General features: G+C 61.1%; 19 protein-coding genes. 5 read left to right on the top strand and 14 right to left on the bottom strand.

Going from position 1 to position 24,334, the window contains the following annotated elements:
* The first annotated feature begins 94 nt into the window (after positions 1–94).
* The 4 genes from FBAL_RS06120 (at position 95) to FBAL_RS06105 (ending at position 6,680) form a co-directional block, all read left to right on the top strand.
* The gene (locus FBAL_RS06120) at positions 95–985 is read left to right on the top strand and encodes a LysR family transcriptional regulator (protein ID WP_013344707.1); all 891 of its coding nucleotides are present in this window, start codon (positions 95–97) and stop codon (positions 983–985) included.
* Positions 986–1,106: 121 nt separating this feature from the next.
* A complete protein-coding gene (locus FBAL_RS06115) occupies positions 1,107–2,180 on the top strand; it encodes an efflux RND transporter periplasmic adaptor subunit (protein ID WP_013344706.1) in 1,074 nt (357 codons plus the stop codon).
* Entirely contained in the window at positions 2,177–5,230 is a 3,054-nt protein-coding gene (locus FBAL_RS06110) for an efflux RND transporter permease subunit (protein ID WP_013344705.1), read from the top strand. Before FBAL_RS06115 ends, FBAL_RS06110 begins: the two co-directional genes overlap by 4 nt.
* On the top strand, positions 5,223–6,680 hold the full coding sequence (locus FBAL_RS06105; protein WP_013344704.1) for an efflux transporter outer membrane subunit: 1,458 nt from the start codon (positions 5,223–5,225) through the stop codon (positions 6,678–6,680). Before FBAL_RS06110 ends, FBAL_RS06105 begins: the two co-directional genes overlap by 8 nt.
* Before the next feature lie 50 nt (positions 6,681–6,730).
* On the opposite strand, the gene hemH is transcribed toward FBAL_RS06105, so the two are convergent.
* From hemH to FBAL_RS20790, 12 genes are all read right to left on the bottom strand, one after another.
* A complete protein-coding gene (hemH, locus tag FBAL_RS06100) occupies positions 6,731–7,699 on the bottom strand; it encodes a ferrochelatase (protein WP_013344703.1) in 969 nt (322 codons plus the stop codon).
* Between the two features lie 149 nt (positions 7,700–7,848).
* Complete coding sequence (gene adk, locus FBAL_RS06095) at positions 7,849–8,493, bottom strand: adenylate kinase (protein ID WP_013344702.1); 645 nt, start codon at positions 8,491–8,493, stop codon at positions 7,849–7,851.
* A gap of 121 nt (positions 8,494–8,614) precedes the next feature.
* On the bottom strand, positions 8,615–9,463 hold the full coding sequence (locus FBAL_RS06090) for a tetratricopeptide repeat protein (RefSeq protein ID WP_013344701.1): 849 nt from the start codon (positions 9,461–9,463) through the stop codon (positions 8,615–8,617).
* 57 nt (positions 9,464–9,520) lie between these two features.
* The gene (gene htpG / locus FBAL_RS06085) at positions 9,521–11,428 is read right to left on the bottom strand and encodes a molecular chaperone HtpG (RefSeq protein ID WP_013344700.1); all 1,908 of its coding nucleotides are present in this window, start codon (positions 11,426–11,428) and stop codon (positions 9,521–9,523) included.
* 38 nt (positions 11,429–11,466) lie between these two features.
* A complete protein-coding gene (locus FBAL_RS06080; RefSeq protein WP_013344699.1) occupies positions 11,467–12,363 on the bottom strand; it encodes a hypothetical protein in 897 nt (298 codons plus the stop codon).
* 189 nt (positions 12,364–12,552) lie between these two features.
* The gene (gene recR / locus FBAL_RS06075; RefSeq protein WP_013344698.1) at positions 12,553–13,152 is read right to left on the bottom strand and encodes a recombination mediator RecR; all 600 of its coding nucleotides are present in this window, start codon (positions 13,150–13,152) and stop codon (positions 12,553–12,555) included.
* The gene (locus FBAL_RS06070; RefSeq protein ID WP_013344697.1) at positions 13,152–13,481 is read right to left on the bottom strand and encodes a YbaB/EbfC family nucleoid-associated protein; all 330 of its coding nucleotides are present in this window, start codon (positions 13,479–13,481) and stop codon (positions 13,152–13,154) included. Before FBAL_RS06070 ends, recR begins: the two co-directional genes overlap by 1 nt.
* Before the next feature lie 76 nt (positions 13,482–13,557).
* On the bottom strand, positions 13,558–16,050 hold the full coding sequence (gene dnaX / locus FBAL_RS06065; RefSeq protein WP_013344696.1) for a DNA polymerase III subunit gamma/tau: 2,493 nt from the start codon (positions 16,048–16,050) through the stop codon (positions 13,558–13,560).
* Positions 16,051–16,163: 113 nt separating this feature from the next.
* Positions 16,164–16,709 carry an adenine phosphoribosyltransferase gene (apt, locus tag FBAL_RS06060; RefSeq protein WP_013344695.1) on the bottom strand — a complete coding sequence of 182 codons (546 nt, stop codon included), beginning with the start codon at positions 16,707–16,709 and terminating at the stop codon, positions 16,164–16,166.
* A gap of 511 nt (positions 16,710–17,220) precedes the next feature.
* The gene (locus FBAL_RS06050; RefSeq protein WP_013344693.1) at positions 17,221–17,955 is read right to left on the bottom strand and encodes an HvfC family RiPP maturation protein; all 735 of its coding nucleotides are present in this window, start codon (positions 17,953–17,955) and stop codon (positions 17,221–17,223) included.
* Positions 17,952–18,788 (bottom strand): HvfB family MNIO-type RiPP peptide maturase, encoded by an 837-nt coding sequence (locus FBAL_RS06045; RefSeq protein WP_013344692.1) that lies wholly within the window; start codon positions 18,786–18,788, stop codon positions 17,952–17,954. The genes FBAL_RS06050 and FBAL_RS06045 overlap by 4 nt, the downstream gene beginning before the upstream one ends.
* A gap of 67 nt (positions 18,789–18,855) precedes the next feature.
* Positions 18,856–19,239, bottom strand: coding sequence for an HvfA family oxazolone/thioamide-modified RiPP metallophore (locus FBAL_RS20790; RefSeq protein ID WP_013344691.1), 384 nt, complete (start codon positions 19,237–19,239; stop codon positions 18,856–18,858).
* A 222-nt stretch (positions 19,240–19,461) separates the two neighbouring features.
* Here FBAL_RS20790 and dusC point away from each other — a divergent pair, with 222 nt between their 5' ends.
* Complete coding sequence (gene dusC, locus FBAL_RS06035) at positions 19,462–20,394, top strand: tRNA dihydrouridine(16) synthase DusC (protein ID WP_013344690.1); 933 nt, start codon at positions 19,462–19,464, stop codon at positions 20,392–20,394.
* Between the two features lie 66 nt (positions 20,395–20,460).
* Here the strand turns inward: dusC and FBAL_RS06030 are convergent, their stop codons facing one another.
* Entirely contained in the window at positions 20,461–21,219 is a 759-nt protein-coding gene (locus tag FBAL_RS06030) for an META domain-containing protein (RefSeq protein ID WP_013344689.1), read from the bottom strand.
* 176 nt (positions 21,220–21,395) lie between these two features.
* Complete coding sequence (locus FBAL_RS06025) at positions 21,396–24,068, bottom strand: TonB-dependent receptor (RefSeq protein WP_013344688.1); 2,673 nt, start codon at positions 24,066–24,068, stop codon at positions 21,396–21,398.
* Positions 24,069–24,334: the final 266 nt, after the last annotated feature.

Below are 24,334 nucleotides of genomic sequence, written 5' to 3'. Positions count from 1 at the left end.
CAAAAGCCCGCCAATCGGCGGGCTTTTTTCTGCCCTGCGCACGGTTGTGGCCCGGCAAATTGACCATAATGGCCAGCGTATCCCTGGAGAATCTATGCGCACCGACGACCTGAAACTCTTTATGACCGTGGTGGACCTGGGCAGTTTTTCCGCCGCGGCAGAAGCACTCAACCTGCCCCGTGCCAACGTCAGCCGTCGCATCGGTGAACTGGAGAAGCGGCTGGGGTCCACCCTGTTCAGCCGCACCACCCGCAAGCTGAGCCTGACCCCGGTGGGCCAGGAGCTCTACCAGCGCTTTGAAACCCTGATGCCGATGCTGGATGCGGCGCTGGATTCGGTGCGCAGCCAGAGCCGTCACCCGGTGGGCAAAATCAAGCTGGGCCTGCTGCCGGAAGCGGAGCTTATACTCCACCCTCTGCTGCAGCAGTTTATGGAGCGCTACCCGCAAATCTCGCTGGAGGTGACCGTCAGCGCCAACGGCTACCAGGACCTGATCCAGCTGGGGCTCGACCTCTGCCTCCATGCCGGTGTGCTGGCCGATTCCAGTTTTGTCGCCCGCTCACTGGGACGATTTGGCCGCGGCCTCTACGCCAGCCCGGACTACCTGGCCCGCCACGGCCATCCTGAGTGTCTCGAGCAACTGGCGGAACATCGTCTGCTGGGCTTTCGTTGGCCCGACGGCACTCAGGAGCGCCACTGGCAGTTTGAGCAAGCCACGGTACCGGTGGAGGCCACCCTGCTCAGCAACAGCATGACCTACCTGCGCCGTGCCACAGTTGAAGGTGCAGGCATCAGCCACCTGCCGGAGCTTCAGGCGGTGCAACATGTGCTCAGCGGTGAGCTGGTACCGCTGCTGACCCAATACCAGAGCCCCCAGGAGGAGGTCTGGCTGGTTTACCGTGACCGGGTGGCGCTCAATCACGCCGCTCGCCTGATGCTGGACTGGTTACTGGCTGAGGTGCCCAAAATCACCGGCCCCCACTAAGACAACGGCAACGCCCCAACTGTCACACTTTCCGTGACAGTGAAACTCATCAGGGCCCGATTATTCGCACAAAGCAAACCAATACAATGCGCGCTGTTCGTCTGTATTGGAGAGATGCCTTGTGACCCCCCCTTACCCGCTTTACTGTGCCCTACTGCTGGCTTTGACCGGCTGCAGTCAGGCCACCGCCCTGCCCGACGCCAAGCCCGCGCCCCGGCCGGTCAATGTCGTCACTCTTAGCAGCGCCGACGCCGACGCCGAGCACCGCTTCAGCGGTGTGGTGGAAGCCCGCCAGCAAGCCAACCTCGCCTTTAAGGTGGCCGGCCGGGTCGCCAGCCTGGACGCGCCGGTAGGCAGCTGGGTGGACGCGGGTCAGGTGCTCGCGCAACTGGAATCCCACGACTACCAGCTCACCGTAGATGAACTCGAAGCCCGCCTGCAGGAAGCCCGGGCCAGCCATAAACTGGCCAGCAGTGAACTGGCCCGGGTGCGCCAGGCGATTGCCGACGACGCCATGGCTGCGGTGAACCTGGACCGCGCCCGCAGCGCCGAGGCCCGGGCCAGTGCCGCCATCGCGGTGCTGGAGGTAAACCTGGAGAAAGCCCGTGACGGGGTACGCTACACCACCCTGCGGGCCCCCTTTGCCGGGCAGGTCGGCCAGCGCTTTGTTGAGGCCCATGAGCTGGTCAGCGACGGGCAGCCTATCCTGGCCCTGCATACCCCGGATGCCCTGCAGGTGGTGGTGGAGCTGCCGGAAAATCAGCTGAGCCAGCTGGCCAGCGGCCAGACTGCCCGACTGTGGAGCGACGACCGCACCGCCATTGCCGCAGTGGCCACGGAGATCGCCAGTCAGCCCCACCCGCTTAAACGCACCTATGCCGCCACCTTTATCCTGACCGACCCAGCCCCCGCGTTGCGTCCCGGACAAACCGTACAGCTGACCTGGCAAAGCCACACCCCCGACAGCGGCTTCTGCCTGCCGGCTGCCGCCCTGCTGACCGAACAGGGCCAGCCGCAGCTGGTGCGGGTGGACAACCAACAGGCTGAACGTCTGCCGGTGCAGGTGCTGCGCCAGCGCGATCAACAGCTCTGTGTCGGCGGGGACCTCAACGCCGGTGACCGCATCGTGGTGGCCGGTGCCCACTACCTGAAATCCGGTGATCCAGTGGGCGACCTGCGTGAGGTGCCGCGATGAACCTGGCCACTTTCGCCCTGAGACAGCGCACCTTTGTGCTGTTCTTTACCGTGCTCTGCGTTATCGCCGGGCTCTACGCCTACTTTGACCTCGGTAAGCTGGAAGACCCCACCTTTACCGTAAAGACCGCTGCGGTGGTCACCCTCTACCCCGGCGCCAGTGCTGAAGAGGTAGAGCAACTGGTCACTGACAAGGTGGAAACCCGCCTGCAGGAGATGGGCAGCCTGTGGAAACTGCGCTCCCTGTCTCAGCCCGGCCTCTCCACTGTGATGGTGGATCTGAAAGAGTCGGTCAGCTCCGAAGCGCTGCCCCAGCAGTGGGACCTGCTGCGCCGCAAAATCAATGACGTCAGCCTGGATCTGCCGCCGCAGGCTCAGCTGTCCTTGGTGATGGACGAGTTCTCCGAGGTCTACGGCATGCTGTTCGCCGTGTACGGCGATGACCTCAGCATGGCGGAGCTGAAGCAGCACGCCAAAACCCTTCAGCGTCAGCTCAATACCGTGGATGGCATCAAGAAAGTGGCGCTGCACGGGGTGGTGGAACAGGAGATCAATCTGGTACTGCCGCCAGAGCGACTGGCCGCTTCCGGACTGACTCTGGCGGACGTGGTCACCCAGCTCAACAGCCATAACCTCAACGTCGATGGCGGTGGCTTTGACATGGACACCCGCCGCATCCGCATCGCCCAAAGTGGCCGTTTTGAGTCGGTGGCCGAACTGGAAAACCTGATGCTGAAAAGCAGCCTTGGTGAGCTGGGCCACGGCCTGGTGCGCCTGGGCGACATTGCCGATATCCAGCTCGAAGAGCAGCGCCCTGCCCTCAATCGCAGCCGCTATAACGGCCATAAGGCCGTCGTGCTGGCCGTCAGCCCCACCGAAGGCATCAATGTGGTGAGCCTGGGTGAAGGGCTGAACCAGGTGCTGGCGCAGTTCGAGAGCACGCTGCCGCTCGGCGCCAACGTTGGCGTGGTGGCGTTCCAGCCCGATGAGGTGGACAAGTCCATCAATAACTTTGTCAGCAACCTGCTGCAGAGCCTCGCCATCGTGGTCGGCGTGCTGCTGATCTTTATGGGTTGGCGCTCCGCCGCCATCGTCGGCATCAGCCTGCTGCTCAGCATCCTGCTGACCCTGATCTACATGAACCTCACCGGCGTGGACCTGCAGCGTGTCTCTCTCGGCGCCTTTATCCTGGCGCTGGGGATGCTGGTGGACAACGCCATCGTGATCACCGATCTGGTTCAGGCCAAGTTGCGCCAGGGCCTGGATCGGTTTGAAGCGGCACAGCAGTCCGTGGCGGAGATGGCCTGGCCGCTGCTGGGTGCCACGGTGATCGCCATTCTGGGCACCACCCCCACCCTGTTCTCACAGACCGATGCGGCGGAGTTCTCCCTGTCAGTGGTGCAGGTGATCGCCAGTTCCCTGCTGCTCTCCTGGCTGGTGGCAATGACCATCACCCCGCTGATGTGCTGGGCCTTCCTGAAAGCGGGCAAGGCGGAAGACGCCACCCCGGGCGCCGTAGCGCAACAATTCACGTCGGTGCTGCGCTGGAGTGTCCAGAACCCCAAGAAGACCCTGGCGGGCCTGCTGCCGCTGCTGGCGCTGGCGTTGTTCGCCCTGCCCTTTATCAAGGTGAACTTCATCCCCACCTCTGACCGCGCCATGGTATTCCTCGACTACTGGGCGCCGAACGGTGGCCGCATCGAACAGACCGCCGATGACATCGCCAAGATTGAGCAGTGGCTGGCTGAGCGGCCAGAGGTGCGCAACTTCGCCAGCTTTATCGGCGCCGGCGCGCCGCGCTTTTCAGTGACGGTGGAGCCTGAGGGACGGGACAGCGCCTATGGCCAGATCCTGATCAACACCCACGACTTCGATGCCATCGCCTCGCTGGTGAAGGACGGTGACGCCTGGCTGGCCCAGCACTTTCCGGATGCCGAGCCCCGCTTCCGCTCCCTGAAGCTCGCCACCAAGGACAAGTTCAGCGTCGAGGCGCGCTTCTCGGGACCGGACCCGCAAGTCCTCAAAGCGCTCTCCGCGCAGGCTGAAGCGATCATGAAAGCGCAGCCCAACGCCCGCTATGTCCGTAATGACTGGCGCCAGGAGAGCCCGCTGCTGGTGCCCATCCTCAATCCGGAGCAAGCCCGACTGGCCGGGATCACCCGCTTTGATGTGGCCCGCACCCTGCAACTGGCCGCCGATGGCTTGCCGCTGGGACAGCTGCGACAGGGCGACAGCCTGGTGCCGATCAAACTGCGCAGTGACCACACCGACATGGCCCACCTCGAGGCCCTGCCGGTGCGCGCTTTGCTGAGCCCGGTCAGCCTACCGCTGGGTCAGGTGGTGGACCGCTTTGAAGTACAGGGTGAGCAGAGCCTGATCTGGCGCCGCGACCGGGTGCGCACCATCACCGCCCAGGCCGACGTGCGCAACGCCACCCCGGCGGAAGTGCGCAACGCCATCGCCGCCGACATCGAGGCGATCCCGCTGCCGCCGGGCTACCAGTTCCAGTGGGGCGGTGAGTATTACGACGAGAAGCGGGCTGTGGATGACATCCTCAAGCAGACCCCTAAGGCGCTGCTGCTGATGTTTATCGTGCTGATGGCGATGTTCAGCGCCTACCGCCAGCCTCTGATCATCTTCGGCACCGTGCCGCTGGCGATGATCGGCGTGATTGGTGGCCTCGGACTGTTTGGCAAACCCTTTGGCTTTATGGCCATCGTCGGGGTGATCTCCCTGTCCGGGATGATCATCAAGAACGGCATTGTGCTGATGGACCAGATCGAACTGGAGCGTCGTCAGGGCAAACCGCTGGATGATGCCATTGTCGACGCCACCCTCAACCGCACCATGGCGATCTCCATGGCGGCACTGACCACGGCGCTGGGCATGATCCCCCTGCTCACCGACCAACTGTTCGACCAGATGGCTGCCGCCATCATCGGGGGCCTCGTTGTGGCCTCGGTGCTGTCGCTGCTGATCATGCCGGCACTCTATCGCCTGCTGTTCAGCCCCTCTGCCCAACAAACTCAACCGGAGCTTCACCATGCGTAAATTGTCCATGCTGATGGCCAGCCTGGTGCTGGCCGGTTGCAGCGTCACCCCGGAGTATCAGGCTCCGCAGGCCCCCGAGCAGGCGTTCTATCTTCATCAGGCGCAGGCGGATACCACTCAATCGCCTCAGGCTCAATGGTGGCAGCGCTATAACGACCCGGAACTGAACGCCCTGGTGGCGGCGGTGCAGCAGCAGAACATTCCGCTGCAGGTGGCCCAGGTGCGGATCGAAAGCGCCCGAGCCTACCGCACTGCCGTGGCCACCACCCGCATCCCCACCATCAGCGTGGGGGCGGGGTACCAGCACTACCGACTCAGTGAGTACGACCCGCTGGCCGGTGGGGCATTGACCGCCACCATGCCGGACCTCGGCCAGCCCGGTGCAGGCCAGCCATTGAATCTGCTCGACCGGGACAACGGCGCCTTTGTGGTGGGCGCCAACATCAGCTGGGAGCTTGACCTGGCCGGGCGCCTGAAGGGGATGAACACCCTCGCCGGGATCCGCCTGGAGCAGGCTGAAATCCTGCGCCAGGGCACCCTCAATATGGTCACCATGGACGCCATCCACAACTACCTGCAGTACCGCGGTGCCCAGGCCCGGATCGCCATTGCCGAGCGCAACGTGGCGGAGCAGCAGGCCACCCTGGATCAGGTGCGCAGTCTGGTGGCTTCCGGCTATGGCTCCTCACTCGATCAGGCCCAGGCCGAAGCCCTGCTGGCCGCCACCCGGGCGACCCTGCCGATGCTGCACAGTGCCGAACAGGCGCACCTGCACCGGCTGGCCACCCTGTTGGGCGAGGAGATCACCACCACCGGGCAGAGATTCAGCACCCGGGCACTGCCGGACATCCAGGGACAGGTGCCGGTGGGACTGAAGTCGGAACTGCTTAAGCGCCGTCCCGATATCGCTCTGGCTGAGCGGGAGATGGCCGCATTGAATGAGGAGGTGGGTATCGCCATCGCGGCCCGCTACCCCAAGGTATACCTGACCGGCTCACCCATGACCCTGGCGGAAAATTTTGGTGACCTGTTCCGCTCCGGCTCCGACGCCTGGCTCGCCTCCGCCGGCGTACAGTGGACCCTGTTTGACGGCGGCCGGGGACAGGCCCTGGTGGAGATGCAGGAGGCCCGCTTCCAGCAGGCGGCCCTCTCCTACCAGCAGCAGGTTAACCAGGCGTTCAACGAAGTGGAAACCGCGCTGATGGCCTACGGCAATCAGCAAACCCACCGCGAACAGGTTGAGCAGGCCGCCAGCCACGCCCGCACCGCTGCCAGCAAGGCACGGGCGCTGTACCGCGCAGGACTGGTGGACTATCTGGCGGTGCTGGATGCCCAGCGCCAGGTCAACCTGATGGAGGACGCCGAACTGGTGGCCCGCCTCAGCAGCGCCGAACACCTGCTGTACCTGAACAAGGCACTGGGCGGAGACTGGACAGTCCCCACCTCTTAAGCCACAAAAAAACCGGCCATTTGGCCGGTTTTTCTTTCGGATGCGTCGGCTTACCAGCCTTGACTGTGCTGCTTCACCAGCGTCGCCATCATCTCGATGTGGTTATCCTGAGCGTTCAGGCAGGGGATAAACTCGTAGCGCTCACCGCCCGCTTCCAGAAACTCCTTCTTACCCTCGATGGCAAGCTCTTCCAGGGTTTCCAGGCAATCCACCGAGAATGCCGGGGAGATGATGTCCACCGCCTTAACGCCCTGCTCCGGCAGCGCCTCCAGGGTTTCATCGGTGTAGGGCTGCAGCCACGGCTCCTTGCCGAAGCGGGACTGGAAGCAGAGCTGCCATTCGCTCTCCGACAGGCCCAGGGCATCTGCCAATGCCGCCGCGGTGCGCTCACAATGGGCACGGTAAAGGTCACCTTCGGTGATAAACCGCTCCGGCACGCCGTGGAAGGACATCAGCAACTTGTCGCCGCGCGGGTGCTCAGCCCAGTGGGCTTTTACGCTGTCGGCCAGCGCCTGGATGTAGCTGGGGTGATCATGGTAATCGCGCACAATCCGCAGTTCCGGCATGGTGCGCTTCTGCTTCACCGCTGCCCCCACCGCATCGACCACCGCACCGGTGGTAGAGCAGGAGTACTGCGGGAACAGCGGCAGCACCACCACCTTATCCACGCCCTTGGCTTCCAGCGCATCCAGGCCGTCACGGATGGAGGGGCGGCAGTAGGTCATGCCCAGTGCCACCGGCACCCCCAACTGCGCTTCCAACGCCTCACGCTGGGCTTCGGAGATCACCTTCAGCGGCGAACCACCCTCGCTCCAGATCGACTGGTAAGCCTTGGCCACTCGCTTGGGACGGGTGTTGAGGATGATGCCATTAAGAATGGGCCACCACTGCCAACGGGGCAGGTCTACCACCCGTTGGTCACTGAGAAATTGCTTGAGGAAGCAGCGTACGCAGTGGGGCGTCGGATTGCAGGGTGTGCCCAGGTTGACCAGCAGCACACCGTATTGAGATTGGTCCATGTCGTTATCTAAGCTGTTGTTTGTCCGTGAATACGCAGCAAGACTAGCACCAGATCACGCAACAAAACAGCCGCTACCTCACGGAACCAGCGTGTTGCAGGTCACAAAAAAGGCTTCCCGAAGGAAGCCTTTTTCAGCGCGCTGAAGGATTAACCCAGCAGCTTGCCGATCTGCTCAGAAACGGCGTCAACCGGTTGGGTGCCGTCCATCTTGTGGTACTGGTTGGCACCACGCGCAGCGGCAGCGGAGTAGTAATCCACCAGCGGCTTGGTCTGCTCGTGGTAAACCGCCAGACGCTTACGCACGGTGGTTTCTTCGTCGTCAGCACGGATAACCAGCTCTTCGCCGGTTACGTCGTCCTTACCTTCCACCTTCGGCGGGTTGAACACCACGTGGTAAACGCGACCGGAACCCGGGTGTACACGACGACCGCTCATACGCTTAACGATCTCTTCGTCCGGCACGTCGAACTCGATAACGTGATCAACGTCGATGCCGTTTTCGGTCATGGCGTCCGCTTGCGGGATGGTGCGCGGGAAGCCGTCCAGCAGGAAGCCGCCTTGGCAATCTTCCTGGGCGATGCGCTCCTTCACCAGGCCAATGATGATGTCGTCAGACACCAGTTGACCGGCGTCCATCACTTTTTTGGCTTCCAGACCCATCGGGGATCCAGCCTTGATGGCGGCACGCAGCATGTCACCAGTGGAGATCTGCGGAATACCGTATTTCTCCATGATGAACTGGGCCTGAGTGCCTTTACCGGCACCGGGGGCGCCCAACAGAATAATGCGCATGCGACTGTCCTCTGTGAAATTCTGAGTATGCGGGGAATCCCGGGATCTTGTCATACCCGGCCAGCCATGTGAAGAGGCGGCCCCTTAGGCTTTGGTGGAAAATCCGCCAATTACTTCGAAATTAGTACAGCAATCCGTAGAAACGACGACGATATGCCGCAGCGACCGGATCCGCCGGGCCCAACGCCTTCACAATATCCAAAAATGTTGAACGGGCTTCGCCATTGGCCGCGTCCAGCTGGCGCTTAAGCAGGACAAACAAACTCTCCAGGGCTTCCTCGTTACGACCGGCCTGATGCAGCTGCACCGCCAGCTCCACCACCAGCCCCTGATTGTCCGGTTCGGACTCCAGCTGAGTCTGGAGCGCGCGAATCTCCGGGGTGTCTGCGGACTCTTTCAGCAGCTGCAGTTGGGACATCAGGCTTTGGTAACGGCTGTCCTGATCGGCCAGGCCAATCTCGGTCAGCAGCCCCTCAGCTTCTTCGGCCCGCTTCAGGCCCAACAGGGCCTCGGCCAGGGCCAGACGCGTCGCGGCGTTGGCTTCTTCAGCCAGGGCATCCCGCAGAATCGGCAACGCCTGATCGTAGGCCTTGCTCTCCAGCAGCGGCGCCGCTTCCTGAAGCTTGAGCTCCCACCCGGCGGGCAGATGCTTCTGCAGTACCTGGCTGATCATCTCCGCCGGTTGCGGGCCGGCAAAACCGTCCACCGGTTGGCCCTTCACCAGGATAAGCACCGTCGGCAGGGCCTGGATACGGAAATACTGGGCGAGGTCCATTTCGGCGTCGCAATCGACGTTACCCAGCACAAACTGACCCTGACGGCGTTGTGCCTCGGCGGTCAGTGCGGCGGTAACGCCCTGGCACTCCGGAACCTGGCCGGAGACAAAGTTCAGCACCAGGGGGCGGGTCATGGAGCCGTCGACCAGCGCTTGGATATTACTGACGTTAACGTTGACGATGGTGTCTTGCATGGCGTTCTCGTAAAGGGACAGCCCCGCCTGGGCGGGGCTGTGGAGTGTAGGGTAAGTTTAGCGGCTCAGGTCCAGCCACAGGCTGTTCAACTGGTTCACAAACTCGGATGGGTCTTCGAGGCTGCCGCGTTCGGCCAGGGTGGCCTGAGACAGCAGCAACTGGGCCCACTGACCAAACCGGTCTTCATCCTGCTCATCCGCCAGCTTATGCACCAGCGGGTGGGTCAGGTTAAGCTCGAAGATCGGCTTCACCTGCGGCACCGACTGGCCAGCGGCCTGCATCAGCTTGATCATCTGGCTCGACATGTCGTGCTCATCCGCCACGATACAGGCTGGGGTGTCGGTGAGACGGTGGGAAACCTTAACCGCTTTGACCTTGTCGCCAAGGCTGGCTTCGAAGCGGGCCAGCAACGGCTTGGAGTCCGCTTCCTGCTTCTCCTGCTCCGCCTTCTCCTCGTCAGACAGGTCGTCCAGGCCCAGGTCACCACGGGTGACGGACACCAGCGCTTTACCGTCAAATTCGGTCAGATGGCTCATCAGCCACTCATCGATGCGCTCGGACAGCAGCAGCACCTCGATGCCCTTCTTGCGCAGCAGCTCCAGGTGGGGGCTGTTCTTGGCGGCGTTAAAGCTGTCGGCCACGATAAAGTAGATCTTATCCTGACCGGCTTTCATCCGCGCCACGTACTGCTCAAGGCTGACGTTAGCGGTCGGCTCGTCACTGTGGGTAGAGGCGAAGCGCAGCAACTTAGCGATCGCTTCCTGGTTGGCCATATCCTCCGCCGGGCCCTCTTTCAGCACGGCGCCGAACTGATCCCAGAAGGTCTGGTAAGCGGCATCGTCCTTGGCCAGTTTGCTGAGCATGCTCAGTGCCCGCTTGGTCAGGGCGCTGCGCAGGGACTGGGTCACCTTGGAGTCCTGCAGGATCTCACGGGAGACGTTCAGCGGCAGGTCGTTGGAATCCACCAGGCCCTTCACAAAGCGCAGATACTGGGGCAGGAACTGCTTGGCCTCGTCCATGATAAAGACGCGCTGCACATACAGCTTCAGGCCGTGCTGGTTCTCGCGGTTCCAGAGATCGAACGGCGCGCGGGACGGGATGTACAGCAGGCTGGTGTACTCCTGCTTGCCTTCCACCTTGTTGTGGGCCCAGATCAGCGGATCGTCCCAGTCGTGAGCAACGTGCTTATAGAACGCCTTGTAGTCGTCATCCGAGATCTCGGATTTGGCCAGGGTCCACAGCGCGGTGGCCTTGTTGACCGCGCTCCACTGGCCCTCGGTGGCGGCAATGGTTTCGCCATCCTCTTCGCGCTCCGGGGTGCCGGCTTCCCACATCTCCACCGGGATGGAGATATGGTCAGAATATTTGGTGATGATCTGCTTCAGGCGCCACTCGTCCAGGAACTCGCGCTCCTCGTCACGCAGGTGCAGCACAATCTCAGTGCCGCGCTCCGGCTTGTCGATGTTGGTGACGGTGAAGTCACCCTCACCGGCAGAGACCCACTCAACGCCCGCATCGGCGCCATAGCCAGCGGCGCGGCTGCGCACGGTGACCTTATCGGCGACGATAAAGGCGGAGTAGAAGCCCACACCAAACTGACCAATCAGCTGGGAGTCTTTGGCGGCATCGCCGGAGAGTTTGGAGAAGAAATCGGCGGTACCGGACTTGGCAATGGTGCCCAGGTGTTCAATCACCTCATCGCGGGTCATACCGATGCCGTTGTCGATGATGCTCAGGGTACCGGCGTCCTTATCCACCGACAGGCGCACCCGCAACTGGCCATCACCTTCGTACAGGTCCGCACTTTCCAGTGCTTTGTAGCGCAGTTTGTCAGCAGCATCAGCGGCGTTGGACACCAGCTCGCGCAGGAAGATCTCCTTATTGGAGTAGAGCGAGTGGGTGACCAGTTTCAGCAGTTGGGATACTTCGGTCTGAAAACCATGAGTCTCGGTCTGAGCGGACATGTATGTCTCCTGAAAAACACGTAGTTACCTCGATGTTCTCAACATGGGGACAGCAGTTCGCTTTTCAAGAGCTGGGAGGAAAATTCGGCGTGAGCCGGTTGAATTTGCCACAGTGCGGCGCCGGCCAGCACCGATTCCGGGGTAGGCATGATGGTGACCTGATCCGACCCCAGCGGCAGTCGTCCGCCCAGACGCTCGGCCAGTTGCCCCTGACAGGCCGCCGCCTGGGTGCGCTCAAGCATCCGCTGCAACAGCGGCTGTCGGGCGCCGAGACGACCACGGCGGAAACGCAGCGGGGTCTGTGCATCACACAGGTAGTGCTCCATCGCGGCGTTGGCGTAAGCCAGGGTGCCATTAGCGCGCACCACCGCCTGAGGCTGCGCCTCGCTGGCAAGGTGGCTGGCATCGAGGCGCGCCCCAATGCGTTCGTGCAGAAAGGGGGTTAAGGCCATCGCCTGACGCAGGTGCAGGGCGATCTGTTCCACCGCCCGCAACTGTTGGCGGCAGAAATCACTCTGGCCCTGGCAACGGTACAGGCCGAGCAGATGATGGCCATGTTCGGTGCTGAGTATCGAGCCCACGCTGTAGTGACAATCGAGGGTGCGAAACAGCTCCGCCAGGGGCGAGTCGAGACGATCGCGACGCAGGCTCTCATCCAGTTGCACCACCTGGTTGCGCTGGCGTCTGGCCTGCTGATACCAGGGATCGACACCCCGTTGGCTGAGATAGTGCTGAACCGCACCGGTAGAGAGCGTTTTGTCGCCGCAGGCAATCGGCAGAGCCCGATGTGCGGCAGAATGGCGGGGTAACAGCGCCAGCACGGCACCGGTGCCGCCCAGCGCCCGGCGCAGGCTGTTGAGCCAATCGTACCAGCCGCCTTCCACGGCAGCGTCGTACGCGCCCTCAATGATATGGCCTAACCACTCGTCGCCCATCACACGCTCCTTGTGTTGGAAAGTGAAACAGCTTGACTCGGATTACTGCCTGGAGTCGTTCAATTGATCGCCAAAGAACGGTCACATTATCGCCACTTCAGCAAGGCAACAATGGATAAGGCTAGGTATTTTCTGTGGATAAGTTATGGAAAAGTAAAAAGGCACGAAACCGTGCCTTTTTTCAATGGGTTAGATATCGCGTCTGCCGCTGAAGGAGAGCGCCAGAGTGGTGCCATCCACGTAACCCAGTTCACCGCCCACCGGCACACCGTGTGCAATCCGGCTGACCCGGATCTCACGCTGTCTGGCCATATCGGCGATGTATTGTGCGGTCGCATCCCCTTCCACCGTCGGGTTGGTGGCCAGGATGATCTCCTGCCAGGGACCTTCCGCCAGCATCCGGTCAAGCACGTCCAGACCGATGTCGTCCGGGCCAATGCCGTCCAGCGGCGACAGGTGGCCCATCAGCACAAAGTAACGACCGTCGTACTGACCGGAGGACTCGATCGCCAGCAGGTCTGCCGGTGACTCCACCACGCACAACTGGCCCTTTTCGGCCCGGCGCGGGTTGTCACAGATGGGGCAGCGGGTCTGCTCGGTGAAGGTCCGGCAGTCCTGGCAGTGGCCGACGTCGCTCATGGCACGGCTGAGCGCTTCGCCCAGTCGGGTGCCCGCCACGCGGTCCCGCTCCAGCAGTTGGAACGTCATGCGCTGGGCAGAGCGAGGCCCCACCCCAGGCAGGCACTGCAGGGCCTTGATCAGTTCATCGACCCGGGGGCTGAACTTCATCAGAAGGGCAGCTTCATGCCCGGCGGCAGCTGCATGCCACCAGTCACTTCGGCCATCTTGGCCTTTTGACCCTCTTCCACGCGACGGGCGGCGTCGTTGATGGCAGCGGCGATGAGATCTTCCAGCATCTCTTTGTCGTCTTCCATCAGGCTTTCGTCAATCTCTACGCGACGGACGTTGTGGGCACCGTTCATGGTGATTTTTACCATGCCGGCACCGGCTTCGCCGGTCACTTCCATGACAGCGATCTCTTCTTGTACCTGCTGCATGCGCTCTTGCATTTTCTGCGCCTGCTTCATCAGGTTACCCATACCGCCTTTACCAAACATATCTCGGTCTCTCTCAACTGGATAAGTGTCACAAATGGCTGCACATGTTACCGCAACCGTGGACCCGGACAAGGGCTTAGCCCGGGTTTTGATAACTGACCGACTCTTCAATCAGTCGGGCTTCAAACTCCGATTGTAGCCACTGCACAACCGGGTCTTGCAGCAAATCTTGCCTGGCCTGAACCAGACGCTCCTGGTGCAGACGACGCCGGATCTCCAGCGGCGTCTCACGACCGGCCACCTCTGCTTCGACAATCTCAAGCTCGATGGATTCCCCCCAGGCTTGCTCCATGCTCTGCTGCAGTGGCGCAATCACCGAGGCGCTGTTGAGGTGGCGCTGTTCACTGCGCAGGTGCAGGCGCACCCGATTACCGTCGCGCTCCAGCACCGAGTTGATGGCCAGCTGGCGCGGACGGGCGCCGATGCCCAACTGTGCCATGGTCTGATACCAGAACGCGTCCACCTCATTGGCCGCCACGGCACGCTTAACGCTGGGGGCCAGCACTTCGGCACCAACCGGCGTCGGCACGCTGGGTGCAGGGGTTGAGACCGCCGCTGTCGGCTCGGGTTCAGCCTCGGGCTTCACCGTAACCGGTTTGTCGACTTTCGGTTCAGCTTGCGCCACCGTCGTCAACTCGGCCACCGGGATCGGCCCGGTGTCATCCATCCGCCACGGCGGTGGATCATTGTCCTCAACAGCCTCCACCGGCGCACAGGTGCTGTCGGTGTCAGCTTGCGCTTCCGGCTCCACCGGTTTGACGGTCGGCGCTGGCCGGGAGGCGGGCATTAATGTCGGGCGGGCCGCGTCACTCTTGCTCTCGGTGCCCGCCGGGGACACCGTCTGCAGCTTTGGGTCGGGCTCACCCTCCTGGGCTGCCTCCAGCCTCGCCTGCAGACTGCGGTGGTTGGCCAGGGCCATATCCAGCAGGCTCTGAATCCCCTCCCCTGCACCCGCCGCCAACGGTTGAACAGAACCGGTTTGAGGCGCGCTGGGCAGATGCTCAACCTGGGTGGTGGCTTCCGCCTGAGCCGCAAAAGCAGCGTAGGAGTCCATCATGGCGGCGCTGTCATCGTCGTCATCGGACTGGGAGTAATCCTCCGGGCCGCCACGCTGCGCGTCCGCCTGTTGAAGGATCATCGCCTGCTCGGCCGCCATGGCCCCCTCGTCGGCCGCCTCAGCGTTACCGGGCTGAGCCGGCGCACTCTGTGCGGCTTGGGCCTGCTGCAGGATAGCGTCCTGCTCGGCCTGAAGGGCCGCTTCGGCCGGCTCAGGCTCGGCATCGTTCTGCCCGGCCGCTGGCTCTGCCGCGTCATCCGCGGGCTCAGCGGTCGCCTGTGGTGCCGGAGTCACCGGCTCCGGTTGGGCCACCGCTTCCGCTTTCGGCGGCGTCGCCACCGCCGGTTGAGTGGAAGGCGTCGGTTGAGTGACTGGCGCCACGCTAACCGCTCCGGCCTGGGGCTGGCGCGCTGCCATCGGCGGTGCCGGGTTCAGCGGGGCAAAGGCCAGCGCACGCAGTAGCACCATTTCGAAGCCGCTGCGGGGATCCGGCGCCAGCGCCAGGTCCTGTCGGCCCTGAGTCAGCATCTGGTACCACAGCTGGACCTGCTCTCTGTCCAGAGTTTGCGCCAGCGCCAGCACCTCATTGCCCTGCTCACCGAGGTCCGCCGCGCGCAGGTTGAACTGGCACAAGGCCACCTGATGCAGCAGCGCCGCCATCTGTTTCAGCAGGTCATCGTGGTCCGGGGCAAACGCTTCCACTTCGTCCAGCACCGTCATCAGCGCATCGGGCTGACCCTGAGCCAGCCCCTGCACCAAACGCAGGGCATAGCCACTGTCGAGGGTGCCCAGCATCGCCTGCACCGAAGCCAGCGCGAGTTGGCCGCCACCGTGGGCGATGGCCTGGTCGGTCAGGCTCATGCCATCACGGACACTGCCGTCAGCGGCCTTGGCCAGCAGTTCCAGCGCGGCCGGTTCAAACGGCACCTGATCCGCTTCCAGCACCTTGGCCAAGTGCGCGCTGATGCGCGCCAGCGGCACGCTTTTCAGGTTGAACTGGAGGCAACGGGACAACACCGTGACCGGCAGTTTCTGCGGGTCGGTGGTGGCGAGCAGGAATTTGACGTGCGGCGGCGGCTCTTCCAGCGTTTTCAGCAACGCGTTGAAGCTGTGCCGGGACAGCATGTGAACTTCGTCGATCAGATAGACCTTGAAGCGTCCACGCACCGGCTGATACTGCACGTTATCAAGAATTTCCCGGGTGTCGTCCACCTTGGTGCGGGACGCCGCATCGATCTCCAGCAGGTCAACAAAGCGCCCTTCGCTGATCTCCCGACAGTGGCTGCATTGGCCGCAGGGGGTTGCAGTGATGCCGGTTTCGCAGTTCAGTCCCTTGGCCAGCAGGCGGGCGATGGAGGTTTTGCCCACCCCACGTGTGCCGGTAAACAGGTAGGCATGGTGCAGACGGTTCTGCTCCAGCGCGTGGGTCAGCGCCTTGAGCACATGCTCCTGGCCAACCACTTGATCAAAACTGGCCGGGCGCCATTTTCGCGCCAGTACCTGATATGACATGGTGTTCCTTGAAAACGGGACGACGGGGATTAGAAAGCGATGCTAACACAGCCCCGTAAAAGTGCGAAAAGCCGGGCGCTGGCCCGGCTTTTTAATCGGCAAGTGAGGCGGAATTATTCGCCTTCAAACTCACACAGCGTCAGGACATTCAGGCCCAGCGCCTTCAGACGGGCTTCACCGCCCAGGTCCGGCAGGTTGATGACAAACGCGGCATCGGTCGCTTCGCCACCCAGTCGGCGGATCAACTTAACGGTGGCATCGATGGTGCCACCGGTGGCCAGCAGATCATCAATCACCAGCACCTTGTCACCTTCAACGATGGCGTCGGTGTGGATCTCCAGGGTGTCCTGGCCGTATTCCAGCTCATAGGACTCCGCGATGGTTTCGCGCGGCAGTTTGCCCGGCTTACGTACCGGTACAAAGCCCAGCCCCAGCTGATGGGCCAGCGGTGCGCCAAACAGGAAACCACGGGCTTCGGTGCCCACCACTTTGGTGAAACCCTTGTCCTGGTAGTGCTCCGCCAGGACATCGATGCACAGACGGAACGCTTCGGCGTCCTCAAGCAGCGAGGTCACGTCGCGGAACAGGATGCCCGGCTTGGGATAATCCGGAATGGCTTTGATGCTGTCTTTGATCAGCGCCAGTGATGCTTGGTTCATTGCTCTATTCGGCTCTCTTCGGTGGTTTTAACCACGCCATAAAAAAGCCCAGTAGGCTTGTGGCCTTGCTGGACTGCGCCGCTGTCGCGTTCTGATCGAGCGCGCTGTCGGGCGTTGATGGGGCCTAAGCTTAAGCGCCTTGACCGGTCGATGCAACCGGGTTCGGACTGCCCCCTGGCTAATGCACAGGTCTGCGCCACCCACCCATGGGTGTCATCGTCACAAGAGTGTAACCGAAGTGGAATCCAGAAAGAGGTGCGGTGGATCACAGGGTGGCTGACCAGTGTGCCAACCACCCGGCAATCGCGGGGATCACTGGCTCAACAGTTTCAGCCAGGTCAGGGTGGCCGGCAGGGTGGGGATCATCAGTACCGCCAGCAGACCCAAGAAGTGCAGCAGGTTAAAAGGTTCTTTAAAGTTATTATCAGCCATGACACGCATACTCCCAGGTTGATTTGCGCGGCCATTCTAGCGTGACACAGCTCACACAAACACCCAGAAAAAGCGCGGCTTATTTTTTGTACTGGCGCACAATTCCCCGCTCGGCCAACTGCATCAATACCGTTTCAATCCCGGAGCGCAACACGGCGGGGTCGAGTTGTGGCAACAGCGCTGCCAGGGCCTGCTCCAACGCCGACAAAGTGATACCCGGCTGATCATCGATGATCAGCAGCAACTGCATGGTCATCGGGTTGATTTGGCTGAAACGGACCTCCGCTTCCCCCTCCCGGAAGATCACCAGAAAGGTGGGCTGTGGTTCGGGCCAGTCCTGCTCCGCAGAGATGCGGTGCACCGGGTAATCGTAGGTGCCCAGCGCACTGGCCCGGTAACGCACCAGTGCGGTGTCGTTGTCGAGCTGTTCAAGCCGGGGTTGGTCGGTCACCTGAGGTTGGGTATCCACCCACAGCTCCAGATACTCGTACTGAGCCAGCTCAGTCTCAAACGGCCATTCCGGCTCTGGCTGAGCTTCAAGGTAATCCAGAAAGCTGCGGGCGATGTCGACGAACAGCGGGCTGTGGCAATCGTACTCGGCAAAAAAGTGGCGCAGGCGTTCGGTCCAGCGCGCCTCGCTGTGCAGGCTTTTCAGCACCGGGTAGGCGTTGCTGACAAAGCCGCTCACGTTGTTGAAGAACAGCTCCCGGTATACCGCCATGTGACGGGCGTCGGTGCCCGGCGGTGGCGTACCGGCCTGGGGCGAGCGAATGTAGTCGATAAACGCCTGCTGCACCTGAGTAAAGTCACTCATGCCGATGCCCTCCGTTCGGCGGCCGCCAGCTGGTGAGCGGCAATCCCCTCCAGCTCGGTCATCAGTTCCGCCATGGGAGGCAGGTTAAAGTCGCGTTCCAGCAGGGTGGGATGCACACCATGAATGGCATAAGCCTCCTCCAGCAATTGCCAGACCGGATCCACCACCGCAGCACCGTGGGTATCCACAATCAGGTCGGGCGCCTCCTGGTAATGTCCGGCCAGGTGCAGATAGCGAATTCGGTCAGTGGGCAATCCGGCCAGGAAGGTACGGGCGTCGTAGCGGTGGTTCACGCTGTTCACGTAGATGTTGTTCACATCCAGCAGCAGTTCGCAGTCGGCTTGCTGCAATACCGCATTGATAAAGGTCAGCTCATCCATCCGGGCGCCGGGTGCGGCATAATAGGAAACGTTCTCCAGTACCAACGGACGCTCGAGAATGGATTGCACCACCCTCACCCGCTCAGCCACGTGCGCCACCGCCTCTTCGGTAAACGGAATGGGCATCAGGTCATACAGGTGAGCATTGCCGGAGCAATAGGAAAGGTGTTCGGAGTACACCTCAATCTGGTGGGTATCGAGAAACGCTTTCAGCTGACGCACAAAGTCGAGGTCCAGCGGGGCAGGCGCGCCGATCGACAGGGAGAGACCATGGCAGACAAAGGGGTGGCGCTCGGTCAGTTCCCGAAACTGACGGGCCAGCCTGGGGTTCACCCGCATCCAGTTTTCCGGTGCCACTTCGAGGAAGTCGATGCCATCGGGCACCCCCTCGGTGCAGAAATCGTTGACCATCTCACGGCGCAGACCCAGGCCAACTCCACTTACAGACCCCATTCGCTACCTCCTTGCTAACCAGTAAAAAGGCTGGCCGAAGCCAGCCTTTTTATACCACGGGCCGGGTTTAGCTGTGCCCACCGCACTTGCCTTCACCACACTTGCCTTCTTTACCTTTGGCTTCGCCGCCGCATTTGCCTTCGCCGCACTTGCCTTCTTTACCTTTGGCTTCGCCGCCGCATTTGCCTTCGCCGCACTTGCCTTCTTTGCCTTTGGCTTCGCCGCCGCACTTACCTTCGCCGCACTTGCCTTCTTTGCCTTTGGCTTCGCCTTCACCACATTTGCCTTCACCGCACTTACCTTCGGTGCCTTTATCGCCAGTGATTTGGTAACCCATCGCCAGGTCATCAATACCAAACGGGCTGGCCTGAGCTTCCCCGGCTACCATAGCACCGCTAACAACCAGGGCGCCCAGAGCGGCGGCAACAGTGGTTTTCTTTACAGTCTTCATCGTCAGTTCCTTTCAATCAGTTGAAACCATTGTTGAATCCAGCAGCCGTGTCGGCCCTGGCTCAGCAAAGAAGACCCAGCAAGCCGGATCTCTCTTTCACAACATAACAACATTTTTTTCACTGAGCACCGTTTTGCCCTTTTTTTCGCCACTGAACTGGTGTAGGGCGACGCTGGCGAGTACACTTGCGCCCCCTGATTTCAACCAAAGTAAAAGCGCTTAATGAGAGTGATTCTGGCGCCGATGGAAGGCGTGTTAGACCATCGGATGCGACAGCTGCTGAGTGAGCTCAACCCCTATGACCTGTGCGTCACCGAGTTTATCCGGGTGATCGAGCAGCCGATCCCGGACAAGGTGTTCTACCGGCTGGCGCCGGAGCTGGAGAATGGCGGCAAGACCCGTAATGGCACCCCGGTTCGGGTCCAGCTGCTGGGCCAAGATCCGGACTGGCTGGCTTACAATGCCGAGCGGGCCATCGCGCTGGGCAGCCCGGGTGTCGACATCAACTTTGGTTGCCCGGCCAAGACCGTCAATAAATCCAAAGGGGGCGCGGTACTGCTGAAGGAGCCGGAAACCCTCTATCGCATCGTTTCCGCCATGCGCCAGGCGGTACCGGCGGATCAGGTGCTGAGCGCTAAGATCCGACTGGGCTGGGAATGCACCAGCCAGACCATGGAGATCGCCCAGGCCATCGAGTCCGCGGGGGCCAACGAACTGGCCATCCATGGCCGCACCAAGGCCGACGGCTATCGGGCCGATGCCATCAACTGGGGCGCCATTGCACCGGTGGCGAAAGCCCTCTCCATTCCGGTGATCGCCAATGGTGAGATCAATGGCTTTAGCGATGGCCAGCGCTGTCAGGCGGAATCCGGTTGTCAGGACCTGATGATTGGCCGTGGGGCACTGTGTCGCCCGAACCTGGGTGCCATGGTAAAGGAGAACGCTGAACTGCTGAGCTGGGACGCCATCCGAGAAGTGCTGAATGAGTACGTCACCCTGGAGGTGTACGGCGATAAACAGCGCTACTTCCCCAACCGCATCAAGCAGTGGTTCGGTTACCTGCGCCAGGCCTATCCCCAGGCCAACGAGCTGTTCCGTGAACTGCGCCAACTGCAGCGCAGCGATGAGATCATCGCCCTGCTCAACCAGCACTAACCACGGAAAGCATCAACTGCCGGTCTCCGGATAAAAAAACGCCCCGCATTGCGGGGCGTTTTTTTATTACTGAGCCTGACGGCTGAACTCCAGCAGCAGGGTATCCCCCTTCCACCACTGCAGCTTGCCATCCTGCTCTACGGTGCGGTCAGCGTCGGCAAAGTGCTGCATCATCACCTGCTCCTGACGCGCCAGATTGTCCGGACAGGCCACCAGGGTCATGCCCGCCTGTTGCAGCCACAGGGCATCGCCGGCCGGGGTCACAGAGGCGAAGAACTGGTTGCAGCCGCTGTTGCCGTTGGCCCGGCCGTCGTTCATATCCAGCGCCAGGTAAGGCGGACGACCGTCATACAGGCCCTGAATGCTGTCGACGCCGGACATCTTGTCCAGCGACCAGGTGCCGTTCAAAGCCGCCAGTTGGCTGGTGGGTACGTCGCGGTAGGCTTCCACCACCACGGTGTCACCGGCCAGAATTTGCAGGCGGCCGTGCTCAATGCGGTAGTTGTTGGCACCGGCCATCGCTTGGTTGTAGCTCTGCTCCATCTCAGCGATAGGCGCGGGGCAACCCATACGGGTGCTCATCTGCGGGCCAAAGGCTTCGCCCGCTTCCGGCCAGGTGCCGTTGATCTGGTTACAGCCGAAGCTGGTGTTCATCCGCTCTTCCTGAACCGTCAGGGTCGGCTTGGCCTGCTGTGGGCCTACCATCAGCGCTTCGCCATTCACACGGCCAATCAACCACTGCCCCTCGTACGGGGAGGGACCTTTTTCAGTGGCAGCACAACCGGCCAGCACCAGAGCCACGGAAGCCAGAGCAATGGGTTTCATAGGGTTTCCCTTTAAATTGAGAAGGCTAAAGCCCATAGCCTAGCAGTTTCTACCCTGCGATACGCTGAACGCCGTCGCCACCGAAACACGAAGCTGTGATCCGGATCACCCAATCAGGCACAAAAAAGCCCCGCCAGGGAGAGCGGGGCTTCATTCGACTGATTGGATTTTACAACTTAGAAGGACTGCTCAATCTTGAAGAAGACAGTGCGGCCCAGTACGTCGTACAGCGAGGTGTCAACGTCACGCCAGCCTACGAAACCGTCGTACTGGCTCGGCGCTTCCTTGTCGAACACGTTGTTCAGACCCAGGGTCACTTTGCCGTTCCAGTTGTGGGCGTAGGATACCTGTACGTTGTGCTTCACGTAGCTCGGGATGTCCGCGTAGTAGTCCACACCGTACTCTTCGTTACCAGAATCCTGAGGACCGGTGTAGTAGGTGGCCCAGGCGGCACCGAAGCCGTTGTAAGCCCAGTTCAGGTTAACGTTACCCTTCAGCTCCGGGTAACCCTGCAGGCCAGCGTAGTCGAAACCAGCAGCGCCCGGCTCAGTGGTGGAGACGAACTCGTTCACGTAGGACATCTCACCGCTCAGACCGAAGTCACCGAAACCGGTTTCCAGAGCGTAGGAAGCCTTGAAGTCGAAACCGGAGGTTTCCAGGCTGGCCATGTTCTGGTCGAAGCTGTAGATAACGTCGATCTTACCGTCGGCATCACGAACCACCAGGTCGGAACCGCCGTTGTCGATCTCATCCTTCAGGATGCGAGACACGCTCTGAGAAGCGATACGGTTGTCCAGGGTGATGTCGTAGTAGGACGCTTCCACGGCCAGGGCATCGGTGATGTTCCAAACGAAACCAGCGGTCAGGGACTCACCCTCTTCCGGCTGCAGGTCCGGGTTACCACCGATCCAGGTCTTGTGCTGCTGCTGCGGACGGCAGTAGTTGTCATCCACACCCGGGTTGGCGTCACACCACTTGGTGTCCAGCGCGTCTTCGAAGCTCAGAGCCTGGGTGGAGAACATCTCGCCCATGTTCGGAGCACGGAAGGACTGACCCCAGCTGGCACGCAGCAGGAGCGGCTCCCAGGGGCGCCAGGCCAGACCCACCATCGGGTTCACCTTGTCGAACTTACCGCTGGCAGCACGGCTGCCTACGTCACCGGACTGGTCGTACTCGTCGTAACGGAGAGCCGCGTTGATGTCGAGGTTGAACGGCAGAGCGGCCTGCAGCTCCATGTATACGGAGGTACGGTCACGGTCGGCGTCAACGTCGTCACCACCAGAACCGCCGGAAACCTTACCGGAAGCGGACTGCGGGTCAGACTTCTGGATGAACTCAATCATCTCGTACTCAGCACCAACCACACCGGCCAGAGAGAAGCTGCCGTTGTCGAACAGAGTGGTGGAGACCAGACCGTCGATCTGGGTGGAGGTGAACTCCGCCTGGTACAGACCGGTGTGTGCAGCCTGACCGTAGAAGTCCGCCATCATCGCATCCCAGGCAGCGTATTCCATGCCGCTGGTGTTGAAGATGTCGTAGTCGCCGGAATCAACCAGGTTCTGGACGATGTCGTCGTTGATCAGGTTGTAGTTGAACGCGTTGGTGGTGGAAACGCTGTGCTGGGCGTTGACTTCCCAATCCAGGCCGTTACCGATATCAACGTAACCCAGGAAACCGCCCAGGAAGTCGATGGTGTTCACTTCGGTACGGGTGTCACGCTCACCGATCTGTACTGAACGCATGTACAGAGTCATGTCTTCGCCAACCGGGTTGTACTGGTTGTCGGCGGACATTACCGGGTAGTTGGTGGAAACCGGAGTACCGGCGTAACGAGAGTCAGTCTTGCTCTGGGCAGCGCTGGCGCGGCCACGGAACTGGATGTCGTCAGTGATCTCGTAGTTGAAGTTGGACAGGATGGAGTTCTGGGTCTTGTCGCCAAACAGCTTGGTTACCGCACCGTAGCTGTAGAAACAACGACCATCGTTAGCGCCATCGGTGCCGTCCAGCACGTTGTCGGTCTGGGAACACAGGTCAGAGTTGCTGTAGAAGGCGTAGATGTCTTTGCCATCTTCGTTCTGCTCACCGGTGTTGTAGTAACCGTTCGGTACGGAGCTGAAAGAGGAGTAGTCACCGTAGGTCGGATCGTTCAGCTTCCAGATGTCACGGTCGTATACGGCTTTGCTGTCGTAGTACTCGTAGGTCAGGGTGATGTTACCCTTGTCGCTGGTGTAACCGGTGGTTACGGTGAAGCGATCCAGCTCACCACCTTCCACATCCGGCTGCTCAGTGTCGTAGGTAAAGTTCAGACCTTCGTAGTCTTTCTTGGTGATGATGTTGATTACACCGGCAACGGCGTCAGAGCCGTATACCGCGGAAGCGCCATCACGCAGGATTTCAATGCGGTCAACGATGGCCATGGGGATACGGGAAGTATCCGCAGCGGCACCGGAGCTGGAGCTGGTGCCCGGCATACGACGGCCGTCCAGCAGAACCAGGGTGTAGTTGGAGCCCAGACCACGCATGTTCACGTTGCTGGACGCCGCGCCGCCGGAACCGTAGCCGGACATGCCGCGCCAGGAACCGAAGCTGTTTACGGAGCTGTTGTTCAGTACATCAGCAACGGTGGCTTCACCGGACAGCTGAATGTCAGCAGCAGTGATAACGGTAACCGGGGAAGAGGTCTCGATATCAACTTGCTTAATACGGGAGCCCGTAACCGCAATGCGTTCTACATCGTCGTTGGCTTCTTCAGCAACGGCAACATTAGTACCAACCAGGGCAATGGAGCCCAGAGTGGTGGCGAGCAATCCCTGGCGAACTGCCTTGGATACAGAAGATTCCATAGCCATTATTATATTCTCCCTTCGTGCCTGTATTACCCGGGGCTGGCATCCACAGACCGCAACCATTTATTTATTTTGCGCCCCATTAGCATCACAAAATGCTTACACATGGATACTCGCCCTCCCGCCAAGGTTGTGTCAACTAAGTTATTGTTTTTGCCATGTTAATTTTGTTTTATTTTTGTTACTGGAAAATTCACATTTGCGGAAAATTGCTTTGTACCTTTGATGTACTGCCCATTTTTCTGTTCGTGACGCAGCTCTCACAATTA

The organism is Ferrimonas balearica DSM 9799, from assembly GCF_000148645.1.
Taxonomy (GTDB): domain Bacteria; phylum Pseudomonadota; class Gammaproteobacteria; order Enterobacterales; family Shewanellaceae; genus Ferrimonas; species Ferrimonas balearica.
This window is presented reverse-complemented; position numbering and strand designations above follow the sequence as displayed.